At 32.2% G+C, this 15,481-nt stretch carries 13 protein-coding genes; 9 read left to right on the top strand and 4 right to left on the bottom strand.

The annotated features are described in order from the left end of the window. The first annotated feature begins 10 nt into the window (after positions 1 to 10). Genes KA893_RS05870 through KA893_RS05860 form a run of 3 tightly spaced genes read left to right on the top strand, consistent with a single transcriptional unit; the run spans position 11 to position 2,780 of the window. Positions 11 to 595 carry an MptD family putative ECF transporter S component gene (locus tag KA893_RS05870; RefSeq protein WP_002482316.1) on the top strand — a complete coding sequence of 195 codons (585 nt, stop codon included), beginning with the start codon at positions 11 to 13 and terminating at the stop codon, positions 593 to 595. 1 nt (position 596) lies between these two features. Further along, a complete protein-coding gene (locus KA893_RS05865; protein ID WP_002482317.1) occupies positions 597 to 1,316 on the top strand; it encodes an energy-coupling factor transporter transmembrane component T in 720 nt (239 codons plus the stop codon). Positions 1,317 to 1,325: 9 nt separating this feature from the next. Next, positions 1,326 to 2,780, top strand: coding sequence for an ABC transporter ATP-binding protein (locus KA893_RS05860; protein ID WP_210125626.1), 1,455 nt, complete (start codon positions 1,326 to 1,328; stop codon positions 2,778 to 2,780). Positions 2,781 to 2,902: 122 nt separating this feature from the next. Here KA893_RS05860 and KA893_RS05855 read toward each other — a convergent pair whose 3' ends face one another. Continuing rightward, positions 2,903 to 4,975 (bottom strand): helix-turn-helix domain-containing protein, encoded by a 2,073-nt coding sequence (locus KA893_RS05855; RefSeq protein ID WP_041079329.1) that lies wholly within the window; start codon positions 4,973 to 4,975, stop codon positions 2,903 to 2,905. A gap of 337 nt (positions 4,976 to 5,312) precedes the next feature. On the opposite strand from KA893_RS05855, the gene KA893_RS05850 reads away from it, so the two are divergent. The 5 genes from KA893_RS05850 to KA893_RS05830 all read left to right on the top strand — a co-directional run bounded on the left by KA893_RS05850 (position 5,313) and on the right by KA893_RS05830 (position 11,847). Further along, complete coding sequence (locus tag KA893_RS05850) at positions 5,313 to 6,329, top strand: LacI family DNA-binding transcriptional regulator (protein WP_210125624.1); 1,017 nt, start codon at positions 5,313 to 5,315, stop codon at positions 6,327 to 6,329. 85 nt (positions 6,330 to 6,414) lie between these two features. After that, positions 6,415 to 7,707, top strand: a complete 1,293-nt coding sequence (locus tag KA893_RS05845) for an MFS transporter (RefSeq protein WP_245336124.1) — start codon at positions 6,415 to 6,417, stop codon at positions 7,705 to 7,707. A 7-nt stretch (positions 7,708 to 7,714) separates the two neighbouring features. Next, positions 7,715 to 9,208 carry a xylulokinase gene (gene xylB, locus KA893_RS05840; protein WP_210125623.1) on the top strand — a complete coding sequence of 498 codons (1,494 nt, stop codon included), beginning with the start codon at positions 7,715 to 7,717 and terminating at the stop codon, positions 9,206 to 9,208. A gap of 18 nt (positions 9,209 to 9,226) precedes the next feature. Beyond that, complete coding sequence (locus KA893_RS05835) at positions 9,227 to 10,297, top strand: NAD(P)-dependent alcohol dehydrogenase (protein WP_041079326.1); 1,071 nt, start codon at positions 9,227 to 9,229, stop codon at positions 10,295 to 10,297. 875 nt (positions 10,298 to 11,172) lie between these two features. Further along, positions 11,173 to 11,847 carry a haloacid dehalogenase type II gene (locus KA893_RS05830; RefSeq protein ID WP_037537657.1) on the top strand — a complete coding sequence of 225 codons (675 nt, stop codon included), beginning with the start codon at positions 11,173 to 11,175 and terminating at the stop codon, positions 11,845 to 11,847. A 189-nt stretch (positions 11,848 to 12,036) separates the two neighbouring features. On the opposite strand, the gene KA893_RS05825 is transcribed toward KA893_RS05830, so the two are convergent. Then, on the bottom strand, positions 12,037 to 13,206 hold the full coding sequence (locus KA893_RS05825; RefSeq protein WP_069826142.1) for an ArgE/DapE family deacylase: 1,170 nt from the start codon (positions 13,204 to 13,206) through the stop codon (positions 12,037 to 12,039). A gap of 74 nt (positions 13,207 to 13,280) precedes the next feature. Beyond that, a complete protein-coding gene (locus KA893_RS05820) occupies positions 13,281 to 13,772 on the bottom strand; it encodes a GNAT family N-acetyltransferase (RefSeq protein ID WP_210125620.1) in 492 nt (163 codons plus the stop codon). A 222-nt stretch (positions 13,773 to 13,994) separates the two neighbouring features. Between KA893_RS05820 and srtA the strand changes: the two genes are divergently transcribed. Further along, positions 13,995 to 14,594 carry a class A sortase SrtA gene (srtA, locus tag KA893_RS05815; protein WP_069826143.1) on the top strand — a complete coding sequence of 200 codons (600 nt, stop codon included), beginning with the start codon at positions 13,995 to 13,997 and terminating at the stop codon, positions 14,592 to 14,594. Positions 14,595 to 14,670: 76 nt separating this feature from the next. Here the strand turns inward: srtA and KA893_RS05810 are convergent, their stop codons facing one another. Next, complete coding sequence (locus KA893_RS05810; RefSeq protein WP_069826144.1) at positions 14,671 to 15,339, bottom strand: N-acetylmannosamine-6-phosphate 2-epimerase; 669 nt, start codon at positions 15,337 to 15,339, stop codon at positions 14,671 to 14,673. Between the last annotated feature and the right edge of the window lie 142 nt (positions 15,340 to 15,481).

The raw sequence follows: 15,481 nt of genomic DNA, 5'->3' as shown, positions 1-15,481 counted from the left end.
GGAGTTATCGATGACAAAAAGTAAAATAGATGTTAAAGATTTAATTAATATAGGACTCTTTACGGCAGTATACTTCATTTTTATAGCACCACCGGGTATTTTAGGTATTATACCTATCTTTATGTTGTTACTTCCTGCAATGATAGGGCTAGTAGGTGGCATACCTGTGATGTTACTTATTACCAAAACGCAGAAATTTGGTGCATTAACGATTTGTGGTGTTGTCGTAAGTTTATTATTAGCAATCATGGGGCATCCTTGGATGGCTTTGATTTTAAGCGTGCCAGTGATTGTGATTGCAGATATGGTTATGGCGATGGGCCAATATAAAAGTTGGAAATTAAATAGTATAGGTTATATTATTTTTTCATTTTGGCCAATAGGTAATTTACTACCGTTTTATTTTATGAGAAATTCATATTTAGCTTTTATTCAAGACAAATATGGTACAGATTATGAAGCGACAGTAGAAGGATTGTTTTCTATTGGTATGATTCCCATTATTCTTATCACTACAATTATTGGTGCTTGGATAGGTGCATACATTGCTAAAGGCATTTTGAAAAAGCATTTTAAGCGGGCAGGTATTATATAAAATGTATAATCAAGTATTAAGTCAAAATCATATATTTAACTTTGATCCAAGGATAAAAATTGGACTCATGCTAATTATTTCACTCATTTCACTAACAGGTGGCGTAACGGGTCAGGGCATATTTATCAGATTGATTATAATGGTGATTCCCGTCTTATTATTGATTGTGATAGGGAAATATAAGATTGGCATTGCCTGTATTGTGCTAACCGTAGCTGCTTGGTATGGTGAAGCATTTGTGTCTATTGAACAAAGCCAAGTTGCAACATTACTCGTGTTTGTACCTTCTGGAATTATTACAAGATTTTTGCCTTCTTTAGCCATGGGTTACTATATATTTAAGACAACACAAGTAGAAGTGCTTATTTTAGGTTTAGAACGCATGAAGTTATCTAGAAAAATAACTATCCCAATTGCTGTTATGTTTAGATTTATACCCACAATAAGAATGGAATCAGCATCTATTAAGGATGCAATGAAAATGAGAGGGATTTCTTTACGGTTTGCGTCTAAAAAACCAATGCAATATATCGAGTATCGTATTGTACCTTTATTAAATAGTGTGATTAAAATAGGGAATGAATTGACTATCGCATCCATTACTCGTGGATTGAATTTGACACATAAAAGAAGTTCTATTGTGACGTTGAAAATACGTTGGCTTGATTGGTTATTCATAGTTGGCACACTGCTTTTATGTATAACTTACTATATAGTGTGAGGTTAAAATATGATTCAATTTGAAAATGTATCATTTAATTATGACAATAGCGAAAAAATCTTAAACGATATAAACCTTACTATTAATGATGGTGAGGTTATTTGTTTAACTGGTGCATCAGGTTGCGGTAAAACCACCATAACACGATTATTGAATGGGACGATACCACACTTCTTTCATGGAGAGATAGATGGTCGTATCATTGTGAATGGTAAAGACATTACTAAACAATCTATTTATGAGGTTTCACAAGTAAGTGGCTCAGTCTTTCAAAATCCACGCTCACAATTTTTCTGCTTAAATACAACAAGTGAACTTGCTTTTGAGCCTGAGAATTTTGGTGTGGAGCCAAACGAAATTAATACACAAATTGCTAACAGCGCCTATGAATTTAATATTGAACATTTATTGGATAGAGGTATATTTAATCTTTCTGGTGGAGAAAAACAGTTAATAGCATGTACGACGATTCAAGTTAGTGGTCACGATATCATTATTTTAGATGAACCTTCATCAAATTTAGATTTCAAAACAATCAGCAAACTGCGAAAAATGTTAAATATATGGAAGCAAGAAGGTAAAACCATTATTATAGCTGAACACCGTTTACATTATTTAATGGATGTTGTTGATCGCTTTATCATATTGGCACAAGGTACAATGCGTAAACAATATGACAAGGATACATTTAATAAACTGAGTCATGAAACATTGGCAGAGTTAGGATTGAGAACAACACATTTAGATAAAATGAAACCTAAAGTTCATCACAATGTCGCATGTGGTACGTTAACGTTGAAAGATTTTAATTTTAAATATAAACCTAGATTACCTTTATCAATTAATATACCTAAAGTTGAACTAAATAAAGGTAAAGTGACAGCAGTTATAGGGCAAAACGGTTCGGGAAAATCTACATTTGCACGATGCTTAACAGGTGTGGAACGTAAATTCAAAGGGAAAGTTGATAATGATGAAGTTACTTTGAAGCGGGGACATAGATTAAACAATGTCTATTTGGTGTTTCAAGATGTAAATAATCAACTTTTTGCAGAAAGTGTTGGTGAAGAATTACGTTTAAGTCATGCTGATTTAGATGACGAAACAATTCAAAAACAGTTACAATATTATGGTATTTCTCAGCACATTGAACGGCATCCTTTATCATTATCAGGAGGAGAAAAACAACGTTTGGCTATTGCAAGTGCAGTAGAAACAAGCCGTGATATACTTATTTTTGATGAATCATCAAGTGGTTTAGATGGTCAGCGTATGCGAGAAATTAGTGGAATCATCGACGATTTAGCAACTAATGGGCATACCATTATAGTGATTACTCATGACTATGAACTATTACTATCATGTGCCGATGAAATCTTACATTTAGAAAATGGGCACGTTAAAGATCAATATACAATGAATGATGCAAATTTAGGGAAATTACAATCATTTTTTGAAATATAAAGTTATTGAGTGTATGGATAAAGTAGCGCATATGAACGACTAGGATATAAAGTGAATATTAGGGCTAGTGCGCATGCAAAAGAACCTGAGGCATAAATGGATGTCTCAGGTTCTTTTTTGAGTTAATTGATAGAAATCATAATGTTAAGTAAAGCAGATTTTGTTAGCTTGAAAATCAAAGGATCTTTAAAATAATGCATTGTTAATTTTAAACGTGGATAATTCGTTCTGTTTATTTGTTTTAATAGTGATTTATCTATATAGGTTTGGTTTATATTTTGAGGTATTAAATTGTTAATCAGACCATATTCACTATTGATTAAACTAGAAAATATTGGAAATGACTTAATGAAATGATGATTGATATTAACTGAAATCGTTGATTCGCTAAGATTATTAAAAAGTAATATATGATAGTGTGTTTTGGTTTTTGTGACGATAGCATAAGGCAGTGTTGTAATTGGTTGCTTATAATAAGGTGATAACAAACCGTAAATATGAACCACTGGCATAGCACTTTGATATTGATTGAACAACATGATGCGATCATAATCATCAGAATAGTAAGGATAACCAAATCCTCCAATAAGTTGATTAAATTCAATAAGAAATTGAGTTATTGCGACATGTGTTTCTTGTTTAGAGTAGTGATAGCAACTTTTTATTGCACTATGGGTAAGGTGATTGAATATCAATTTTTTAGCATGCTTAGAACCTAAACTGTGAATAAACAATACGATACGTGCTTTTAAATCAAGGTCCTGTTGTATAGGTGAGATTTTTTGTGTGATTAACTCTGCTAAAGATATTAAATCTAAGTTAATAAAATATAAATCAGTTTCTAACAATGACATAAAGCGACGAATTTGTAGTATATTAGCACTGTTTTCAATAATCTTATCAATTATCACACCAATTTTTATTTGTGGGTAAGACTGTTTGATATTGTTAATCGTTTCAGTCATCGACTTAGCTTCATTAAAAGTTAAATCTAACTGTAATGTAATATGATTTAAGTTATTTTTTAATTCAAGCAATAATTTACGCAAAAAAGTACTAGATTGATTTGTTAAAAATTTAGACGTAATTTTAAGCGTAATGTGATAATTTCTATCAATGAGTTGGTGTATAGATGTTAATACTTGTTGTAATTTAAAGGCATTTAAATGAATGATTTGCGTATCTAATATAGATATATTTACTTTTGGAAATACAAGGATATCATTTTGTTCTGAAATCATAGCATCAAAGTGTACTAAGTCATCAAGTCTTTCTAATTGTATGAATGTATGAGGTTCATTAAAAGTATCGCTAAAAGATAATGTTGATAAGTTGAGTGTCTTTGCAATGTGGTCTACACGTTTAGCTGACTTTTGAATTTGTGCAAAATAGTGAATCGTTTTAGCTTGATCTATATCAATTTGTTTGGGCTCGTTATAGTATTCTTGCCTAAAATTATAAATATATTTTTTGGGTGGCATCTGAATGTAATGTTTGAAATGTTTTGAATACGTACTTACATTTGTAAATTGATATTTGATAGCCACATCATAAATACTTTGATCATTTTGTATTAAATCAAATAATGATAAAGCAATTCTTAATGAAGTAGTGTAATGCTTAAAGTTCATATTTAGAATACTGGAAAATAATATTGAGATATATGATTGTGAAATATAAAATGCTTTAGATACATTCTTCGTACTTATTTTATGATAGATATTGTGATGTATATATTCAGTTATTTGCTGCAATAGCGGATGTTTGGTATTAAGTGGTGGAATATAGACTGTATTTAAGGTTACTTTAGCTTCTTTAATTAAAAAGTCAATGATATTTGAAATATAAAGACTTGCAGTGTTTTCATCTTGTAAGGGTAAGTGCAAATTCTCTAGTATTAAATTTCTAAACTGTTCTACAAGTTTGATGTGATTGAAATCAAAGTAAGAGGTTGAAAGACAGGTATCTTTTTCAAAAAATAATGGTAAAGGCAAACTTAGTTCTACTAAATCTTGTACATCGAACATTTGAAATAGATCAGCGTTGTTAATGATGATCCCGTCTTCAATGGTAATCGTTGATCCATTTAAATTGATTTTACAAGGTTTATTTAAGGGGAGTAGTATAATAACTTTGTTTATACATCTTTTTAATTCAGTTGTGTAATGATTTCTAATTGATAAGGAACTAATCACAAATATCACCTTTGCCTAGATAAATAACGATTGATTTAGATAATAATATTATTATTGTACAACTTCATTGTTTGAAAATGTTGAATATCTAAATTTATTAATATAAAGACTATTTGAAATAATTAATGAGGGGTGAATTTATTTATATTTTAGATTTTGTACAGATGGTATTAAAAAGTTGGGGTGTTGGATTAATAAAAAGATGTCTAAGAAAACTTGAAGCGAGGAAATTCAAAATTTGTTTGGTAGCGTTTGCAAAAACAAAGATTAGTTCTTATAATGTATATATTGACTTGTAAAAGTCTACAGTATAACTTAAACGTTTAAGGTGAGAGAGATGAAAAATAATAAACCTACTTTGCATGACGTAGCTCGTGTGGCCGGTGTATCCATTGCCACAGTATCAAACGTGTTGAACAATAAAAGTTCTGAATTAAGTGATAAAACCAAAGATAAGGTGCTAAATGCCATAGAAACATTGAACTATGAACCTAATCAATTTGCTAGGGGATTAAAGACAGGACGTTCCAATATTATTGCATTTATTGTCCCAGACCAAAATCCATTTTTTACAGAAGTGTTAACTGAGATAAGCCACGAGTGTCAAAAACATCATCTACATGTTGCCGTTGCATCTTCAGAAGAAAATGAAGACAAACAACAAGATTTAATAGAAACATTTGTATCACAAAATGTAAGCGCTATTATAATTGTGCCAGTGAAATCAAAATTTCATATGAAGCGTGAGTGGTTGAAAATACCGATAATGACGTTGGATAGAGAGCTTGAATCTACAAGCCTACCGTCTATAACCGTTGATAATGAAGAAGCGGGTTATATTGCAACAAAACGTGTTTTAGAAAGTACATGTAAAGAAGTGGGCTTACTACTTGCGAATCCTAATATTAGCACTACAATTGGCAGGAAAAATGGCTATAATAAGGCTATTTCCGAGTTTGATTTAAATGTTAATCCGTCATTAATTCATTATAGTGATCAACAATTAGGGACAAATGCTCAAATCTATAGTGGTTACGAAGCTACGAAGACTTTGCTAAGTAAAGGGATTAAAGGAATTGTTGCTACGAATCATTTATTACTGTTAGGCGCGTTACAAGCCATAAAAGAAAGTGAAAAAGAAATTAAAAAAGATGTTATTATCGTGGGTTTTGATGATAGTTATTGGAATGAAATTTATACACCTAAACTTACAGTAATATCTCAACCAGTTAAAGACATGGGTCAGGTTGCAGCAAAAATGATTTATAAATTGATTAAAGGTAAGGATGTAACGTCAATCAAACTATCGACAAAATTGATTATCCGTGAATCGTGTTCATTTAATAAAACTTAAAAAATCCATGACTATATGGGTTTTTATTGAATTTAACTTAAACGTTTAAGTTAAAAGATGGTTAATCATAAAGGGGGGAATTAATTTGGATACTTCAAGTAATAGCGTGAGAGAAAAGACTTGGATGGGAGTACCGAGAATCATATTTGCAGCGCTCATTGCAATATTCATTTTCATGACAGGTGATGGCATCGAACAAGCATTTTTATCAAAAAACATTGTTGATTTAGGTTTTTCAAGCGGACAAGCATCACTTGTATTCACGTTATATGGTGTCATGGTAGTCGTCGGTTCATGGTTAGCGGCAGTTTTATCAGATGTCTATGGTCCGAGAAAAGTGATGGTTCTAGGAACAGTTATTTGGTTAGTATTTCACATATTATTTTTAGTTTTTGGGCTTGGTTTAGAAAATTACAGTATGATGTTGCTCATGTACGGTATTAGAGGATTAGGTTATCCTTTATTCTTATATGGATTTTTAGTGTGGGTAACATATATTACGAATAAAGCGCGGTTGGCAACTGCTATAGGTTGGTTCTGGGCAATGTTCTCAGTAGGTATGGGTGTGATTGGTACATATTTACCAAGCTTTACTATCCCTCATATAGGATTTATGGGCACACTTTGGATGTCTGTCATCTGGATTGGGGTAGGTGGATTAATTGCATTCTATGTCGTTGGCAAGAGAAATATTAAACCTAATGTGGATAAGCCTATTAAAGAAAGATATGTAAAAGTACTTAAAGAAGTGGGGATTGTCTATAAAAATCCAGATATTATTAAAGTGTTTGTAGTTAGGATTATTAATCAGCTTTCTCTATTTGGATTAGTCGTTATTTTCCCTGTTTTATTTACAGATACGATTGGTTTTACAATGCAACAATGGCTATGGACATGGGGAACGATGCATATTACTTGTATTGTAGGAGATGTCGTATGGGGTATTGTAGCGGATAAGATTGGATGGAAACGCCAAGTCATGTTATTTGGTTGTATAGGATGTGGCATTACAACGTTACTTTTCTATTATTTACCAATATTGAGTGGAGATATATTTGCTATTGCTATTTTATGTGCAGTGTTATTTGGTATTACGCAGTCAGCATTTGTTCCAATTTTTGCAATTTTTACTGCATTAGAACCTGAACATATTGGTGCAACGTTATCATCACATAATTTAGCTGCAGGTTTGAGTAATTTTGCTGCACCAGCCATTGCAACACTGTTCTTACCAATATTTAATGAAGTTGGTGTCGTATGGGCATTTGCAATTTGTTATTTCGTGGGTGCAGTGATTACTTACTTTATAAAAGTACATCAACCGGGTATAGATGATCGTAAAGTAACTGAAATGAATAAACAAACACGAACTAATTAGTAAAGGAATGATTTTAGTGGAAGAGGTCGTTCTAGGTATCGATTTAGGTACAAGTGCAGTTAAAACAATCGCAGTTAATAGAGATGGGCAAGTAGTTGGTCAAATGAGTGAACCATTGACATTAATTCAAACTGAACCTGGTTATAATGAACAAAATCCAGATTCGTGGGTTGAAGCGGTTATGAAAAGCATTAAAGAACTGCTTAAGTTAGATGAGTTGAAAAATAAAAAAATATCTGGCGCATCGTTCTCCGGACAGATGCATGGATTAGTAGCACTGAATCACCAAGGAGAACCAATTAGAAATGCAATCTTATGGAATGACACAAGAACGACACAACAATGCCAATCAATCAAAAATCAGTTTGGAGAAACATTGCTGAAAAATCCAATACTAGAAGGATTTACTTTACCTAAATTATTGTGGCTACAAGAGAATGAACCAACACATTGGCAAGCATTAGATGTGTTTTTACTACCTAAAGATTATGTTAGATACAAAATGACTGGTGATATTTCAATGGAATATAGTGATGCTGCAGGTACGTTATTATTGAATACAGATACAAAGCAATGGGATACACGAGTAGGTGAACAATTAGCAATAGGTGATATATATCCTAAGTTAATTAATTCGCATGATTTTGTTGGTAATTTAACAGAAGATGTAAAAGCAGCATTAGGGCTTGATAATGATGTCGCTGTATTTGCTGGCGGAGCTGATAACGCTTGTGGCGCCTTAGGAGCAGGGGTTATAAATGAAGCACAGGCTTTATGCAGTATAGGAACGTCTGGTGTTGTATTAACTTGCTCACAAGAAAATGAAAAATCATTAGGAAACAATATACATTATTTTAATCATGCATTGCCTCAAATGACATATACAATGGGGGTGACTTTGAGTGCAGGAGATAGCTTGAATTGGTTAAAACGTACAATGTTTGATGATGAATCCTTTGATGATATTGTGCAACAGGCTGCCGAATCTCAAATTGGTGCCAATGGTTTACTATTTGCCCCATATTTACAAGGTGAACGTACACCTCATGGTGATGCATATATAAGAGGCAGCTTTATTGGTTTAAGTATTAATACAGTTAAGGCTGATTTTGCACGAGCAACAATTGAAGGGATCACATACTCGCTTTATGAATCGTATCGATACATGATGCAAGCGAACAGTAACAGTAATCGTGTTATTTCGATTGGTGGAGGATCTAAAAGTAATTTTTGGTTACAGCTTCAAGCTGACGTCTTTAACGCAGAGGTCACACCTTTGAAATATGAAGAGGGACCAGGTATGGGTGCAGCAATGCTGGCAGCTTATGGATTGGGTTGGTTTAAATCTATGGAAGACTGTGTAGATGCTTTTATTGAATATGATAAAACGTATTATCCAAACTTGGAAAACCATAAAAAATATGAACAGTATTATAACGTTTATAGACAAATTTATGAACAAACACAGACATTAACGCAACAATTATTAACTATTAAATAATATAGGAGGAGTACAATTATGGAAAAAAATATACCAGAAACAATGAATATCTCATTATTAAATAAGCCATTTGATATGGAAATGAAAGAAGTTAAAGTGCCGAAGATAGGCGCAACAGATGTCTTGGTAAAAGTTATGGCTGTAGGGGTATGTGGCTCAGACGTACATTATTATGAGCACGGACGTGTAGGTGAATTTGTAGTTGAAAAACCTCTCATTCTAGGGCATGAGTGTTCAGGTGTAGTGACCGATGTAGGTAGTAATGTAACAAGATTTAAAGTCGGGGATAGAGTAGCGATTGAACCTGGTGTGCCTTGTGGTGAATGCGAGTATTGTAAATCAGGGAAATACAATCTATGTCCGGATGTAGAATTTCTTGCAACACCGCCAGTTGACGGTGCATTTAGTCAATATATCAGCCATCCTGAGGGCTTTTTATTCCATATACCAGAAGCATTATCATACGAAGAGGCAACCCTTAATGAACCATTTTCTGTAGGTGTGCAAGCTTGTAAAAGAGCCAATGTTCAACCAGGCTCAACAGTGGTTATTATGGGAATGGGACCAGTAGGGCTCATGGCAGTTGTGGCAGCCAAGGCATTTGGTGCTACAAAAATTATTGTATCTGATCTTGAAAAAATACGTCTAGACGAAGCATTAAAATTAGGTGCAACACATGCAATTAATATTAAAGAAGAAGATGTGGCTACACGAATTAATGAAATTACAAAAGGTAAAGGTGTTAATTATGCATTTGAGACAGCGGGTAACCCAATTGCTCTACAAAATGCTTTAGCTGCTTTAAACAATGGTGGTACATTAGCTATTGTTGGTTTACCTCAACAAGAAAATATTGAGTTAAACATTCCTTTTATAGCAAATCATGAAATCAATATTGTAGGTATTTTTAGATACGCAAATACGTATGATATGGGTCTAGAAATGTTGGCGTCCACATCAGCAGATTTAAACACGATGTTCACGGATGCTTATGATTTAAATGAGGCAAAAGAAGCGATGGAACAGGCGAGAACGAATAAGAGTGGATCATTAAAAGTAATGGTTTATCCTAATGGTAAACCTGAATAAATTGATTATAAATAGAAGAACTAAAGTCACAGCCTGAATGTGACTTTAGTTCTCTTTTTAATGCACACACAATTAAGCGCACATTTTAAGAATGTAGTTTTATATCATAGATTAAAATGGGTGCATAAAGTTTAATTCTGGGAATGGAATATAACTATGATAATTAACGGCACATCACAAGCCTCGATATAAACACACACATTCTATATGGATATTATATAACTTATAATGTATCTTTACAATATTAAATCAAAAACATTTTAAAGATAAAACGATTTTAATTGCGATAAATACTAATTACTGCTATAAAGTCATTCATGATGACGTCGCATTATCATTAAGTGCACGTTTATTTGCTTTATATATATAAATCGATTGATTTATATATGAAGATTAGAGAAGAAATGATTAAAAATAAAGTGAATAATCCATTGAATACTGAATTACTAAAAATATTAACAAAAGTAATCTGACTCAGGGCGATTAGAAAAACAGAACCGGTTGTTTTAATTTCAAGTAAGTCGAATGAAAATAGTAGGATTGCAATGATTATTAAATAACCCAGTGCTATGAAGAACAAGTTTAATAAATCTACCAGAAAAAGTTTTTTCATATCAACCAGCCTCCTTTTTACTATGCTATAACCGTTTTAAGATTATATAATCTACATAAGTGTAATTTTACAAATTATTAATATTTAGCATGATAACTATAATTAAAGTGTTTATATGAATCGAATGATTGAAGACATTAAAAAATTTAATTAATTAGGTTTAGTAAGCTATATATAGAATTTGAGTAAAAACGGTTTTGATTGATTAAATTGGTGATAAATAGTAAGTGAGTTTGATTTTTGGATGAAGGGGAGGTTAATGATGTATAAAGCGATTATTTTTGATGTGTATGGCACTATTTTTGATATATCTTCACTTGAAAAGCATATGGACCAATTTGATGAAGCGCAAGCATCTTCTATCTCACAATTATGGAGAAAAACACAATTACAACATATGTTTTTAAAACAAATTATGCAACGTTATATCACTTTTGATGATTTAACTAAAGATGCTTTGCGATATACGTTAGATGAACACAAAGTACAATATAATAGAGAAGATATTAATCAATTGTTTGATGCTTTTTTAGATCTAGACTATTTTAAAGAAATACCAAGAGTATTTTCGGATTTAAAAGCTAAAAATATAGATATAGGTGTGCTATCGAATGGTAATGATAGCATGTTAATGCCTTTAGTTGATAATTCGAAAATCAGTGAATATATTGACACTGTCATGAGTGTGGACGAAATTAAACAGTATAAACCAAGTCCTGCGAGCTATGCTTTAATATTAAATTATTATCATTTGACTAGAGAAGAGATTTTATTTGTTTCCTCAAATTCATGGGATATTACAGGTGCTGCAAACTTTGGCTTTGATACCGTTTGGATAAATCGTGACAAAGTACAATTCGATTATAATGGCCAATCTCCTACGATGACTGTGAGCAATCTTAATAAGTTAGTTAAATGGTTAGAAATGAATAAATAATAAAATAACATTTTGAAGTTTAGTGAAAATTTTGGATTACTTTATGTTGATAGTTGTTATAAGTGAATTTAATATTGACTGAAGAAGAAATAAACTCTATACCCATTGCCAAATAGAAAAAGAGCTTGAGCCACTTATTTGTGTCCCAAGCTCTTTTAGTACATCTTGTATTAAAAACAATATATTAGATTATTTAAAGTCATTCAAATATTGTGGAAGCATTTGTGTGTAAAGATCAATGAATGTTAAGTACGTATCTTTATATACATATTCGTCAACTTGATGCGCTTGTCCTGTTTCACCTGGACCATACATAACAAATGAGAAATCTTCACCTTTATCTTTCATTAAATAAGACGCATCAGTAGTTGCTGTAGAAGACGTAACATCTAAATCTCTGTTGAAATATTCATCGCCTAAAGATTTTGCTAATTTTAAGAATTCATTGTCACCAGTCGTATATACTGGATCACGATTAACATAAGGATTAACAGTAATATCGGCGTTATCTTCTTTTTCTACTTTTTCTTTTATACTGTTGAATAAGCTTTCGAATTTTTTATTATCATATGCAGGAATGGTACGCATATTAAATAATGATTCTGCGTATTCAGGAATGGAATTCACTTGATCGCCACCATTGATAATCGTTGAATTCATTGTAGGTGTACCTAAAAGTTTACTACGAACATCTACTTTATTATATTCAACATTTAAATAGTGAATAAAATCAACGAGTGGATTAATAGCATTAAATCCAAGTTCTGGCATTGAACTATGTGCGGATTTCCCTTTTGAAATCACTTGGATATCCATCGTACCTTTGTGAGTATAAACAATACCATCTTGCGAAGGCTCAGCAATTAATAATGCTTCAACGTCATCCATATAACCTTTTTCATGCAATAAAGCAGCTTCATTACTCGTTACTTCTTCACCAGCAGTTGCCATAAAGCGAATGGTACCTTGATTTAATGTACCTGCTTTTTTAATTTCTACTAAACTAATAGCGAGTGCTGCCAACCCTGATTTCATATCAGCAGAACCACGCCCGTGTAATCTACCCTGATCATCTTCTGTTAATTTAAATGGATCATAGTTCCATTGCTCTGTATCACCTGTTTTAACGACATCCATATGTCCTGAAACTCCAACCACAGGTTTGCCACTTCCAATTTCAGCCACCAAGTTTGCACGTGAAGATTCATCTTCTAATTCTAATATTTCGGAATTAATATCATATTGTTTAAATAGTTTTTGTAAATAATGTGCAACATCTAACTCTTTTTCATTTACGGATTGAATTTCAATGATATCTGATAATATTTTCACGCGTTCTTCATTAGATAATACTGACATTACAGTACTATACACCACTAACATGCATTTTTAAAACGCATAGGAGAAGTGAGTTGATGTCGTAATGACGTGTTTTATTTGCTTAAGTCAAGTTGATAAAATGCAAGATCTAACCATTTATCGAACTTATAACCAACATTTTGTATCGTACCTGAGTGTTGGAAATCGAATTTTTTATGCAAATAAATACTATTATCGTTTGTAGCATCAATACCTGCAACGAGTGTCTTATAACCTTCAACCTGAGCATGATTTATAAGTTGTTTGAGTAGTTGTGAAGCGATGCCTTTACCTCTATGATGTTCATTTACGTATATAGAATGTTCAATTGAGTATTGGTATGCAGGCCAATCACGGAAAGACCCATAAGTAGCAAATGCAACAGCTTCACCTTGTTCTTCGAAAACAAAAATGGGTTCATTATTTTGAGATTTATTTTCAAACCAAATTTCACGTGATGCTAAGGTCTGTGGCTTATACGAGTATACTGCAGTTGTATTTAAAATTGCATCATTATATATATCTAAAATATTTGTCAAATCACTTTTAGTAGCATGTCTTATCATTATATGACCATCCTTTGTTTTTACTATGTTTCAAATTAAATAATAAAATCATTAAACACCTCAGCGCAAAATTTAGCAAATGTATGTTATAAAAGTTAACATTTAGTAGCATTATACTTCTTTTGGTATAGTTAGATTAAGGTACATCATACATTATAAGTTGTGCTATACTTATTTATAATATTTGAAGAAAAGATGATTTGGAAAAGGAGTTACACGTGTATGAAAAAATGGGGGAATCGACTCATTACCTTAATTGGTGTGCTATTCATATTAGCAGCGATTTATTTATTCGCTAAACCGCATATTGACCAGTATTTATATGAAAAAGAAAGCGAAGAAAAAATAGAAACGTATGATAAAGATGCTGCAAATAAAAAAGAAAACAAACAGGAAATTCCAAAAGATAAATCTGAGATGGTGGGATACTTAACAGTCCCAGATGCAGAAATAAAGACGCCTGTTTATCCAGGACCGGCAACGCCTGAGCTGTTAGATAGAGGTGTTAGCTTTGCAGAAGCGGATGAGTCGCTAGATGATCAGAATATTGCCATTGCTGGTCATACTAATATCGGATCGTCTGATTATCAATTTTCTAATTTAAAAGAAGCGAAAAAAGGCAGTGAAGTGCGCTTTAAAGTAGGCAATAAGAACAATGTCTATAAAATCACAAAAATATTTGATGTCAAACCTGAAGATGTGCAAGTTTTAGATGAACACAAGTCTAGTAAAAAACAATTAACGTTAATTACTTGTGACAACTATAATGAACAAACAAATACTTGGGAAGATCGTAAAATATTTATAGCTGAAGCGGTATAAGTTTAAATAAAAGACCTTATCATAGAAATGATGACACGATACAGATCATTCTTAAGATAAGGTCTTTTTTATTGTATTATTTATCAAAAGCATTGATAAAACGTTTTGTGATTTCTTTCGGTCTTGTTATCGCGCCACCTACAACAGTATAATGAACACCTAAATCTGTTACATCTTTAAACATTTTAGGTGTAATTACATTACCCTCAGCAATGACTTTAGCATTTACATGAGCCAAGACATCTTTTAAAAACTGATAGTTGTTTTCATATAAAATATGACCTTTTGTATATGACGTATACCCACGTAACGTAGTGCCGACATAGTCGAAACCAAGTTCATCTGAATTTTTAGCTTCTTCAAGTGTAGAAATATCCGCCATAATTTCAACGTTTGGTGCTTTATTTCTTATATAGGATACAAGCTCTGATAATGATTCTTTAGGACGAGTTTGTTTGTTTGCATCTAATGCGATGACTTCGCAGTTACTTTCAATTAATTCATCGATCTCTTTACTTGTAGCCGTGATGAAAACGTCAGAATGCGCATAATCACGTTTTACTATTCCAATTACTGGTAAGTCGACTTCTTTTTTGATTTCAATAATGTCTGCTTTAGAATTCGCTCTGATACCAACGGCTCCACCTTCATATGCTGCTAAGGCCATTTTAGACATAATAAAAGATGAATGTAATGGTTCATCTGGTAATGCTTGGCACGATACGATTAATCCCTGTGGTAACATAATTGCACTCTCCATAACTTTAGTAGATTTAATTGAATATTTATATTGTATTAGATTTGTATTTTCAATATAACACTAAGAAAATATTAATCAATACATTTCGTTGTTATGAAAAATGTTTTCATTTATAATATAATGAAAT

The sequence above is a fragment of the Staphylococcus sp. GDY8P126P genome, assembly GCF_017891965.1.
In the GTDB taxonomy this organism is placed as follows: Bacteria; Bacillota; Bacilli; order Staphylococcales; family Staphylococcaceae; genus Staphylococcus; species Staphylococcus saprophyticus.
This window is presented reverse-complemented; position numbering and strand designations above follow the sequence as displayed.

Coding starts and splice junctions, on each gene's coding strand:
- KA893_RS05810 (WP_069826144.1), bottom strand. CDS start 15,339: ATGTTACCACAGGGATTAATCGTATCGTGCCAAGCATTACCAGATGAA.
- srtA (WP_069826143.1), top strand. CDS start 13,995: ATGAAAAAATGGGGGAATCGACTCATTACCTTAATTGGTGTGCTATTC.
- KA893_RS05860 (WP_210125626.1), top strand. CDS start 1,326: ATGATTCAATTTGAAAATGTATCATTTAATTATGACAATAGCGAAAAA.
- KA893_RS05865 (WP_002482317.1), top strand. CDS start 597: ATGTATAATCAAGTATTAAGTCAAAATCATATATTTAACTTTGATCCA.
- KA893_RS05870 (WP_002482316.1), top strand. CDS start 11: ATGACAAAAAGTAAAATAGATGTTAAAGATTTAATTAATATAGGACTC.
- KA893_RS05835 (WP_041079326.1), top strand. CDS start 9,227: ATGGAAAAAAATATACCAGAAACAATGAATATCTCATTATTAAATAAG.
- KA893_RS05820 (WP_210125620.1), bottom strand. CDS start 13,772: ATGATAAGACATGCTACTAAAAGTGATTTGACAAATATTTTAGATATA.
- KA893_RS05830 (WP_037537657.1), top strand. CDS start 11,173: ATGTATAAAGCGATTATTTTTGATGTGTATGGCACTATTTTTGATATA.
- KA893_RS05850 (WP_210125624.1), top strand. CDS start 5,313: ATGAAAAATAATAAACCTACTTTGCATGACGTAGCTCGTGTGGCCGGT.
- xylB (WP_210125623.1), top strand. CDS start 7,715: ATGATTTTAGTGGAAGAGGTCGTTCTAGGTATCGATTTAGGTACAAGT.
- KA893_RS05825 (WP_069826142.1), bottom strand. CDS start 13,206: ATGTCAGTATTATCTAATGAAGAACGCGTGAAAATATTATCAGATATC.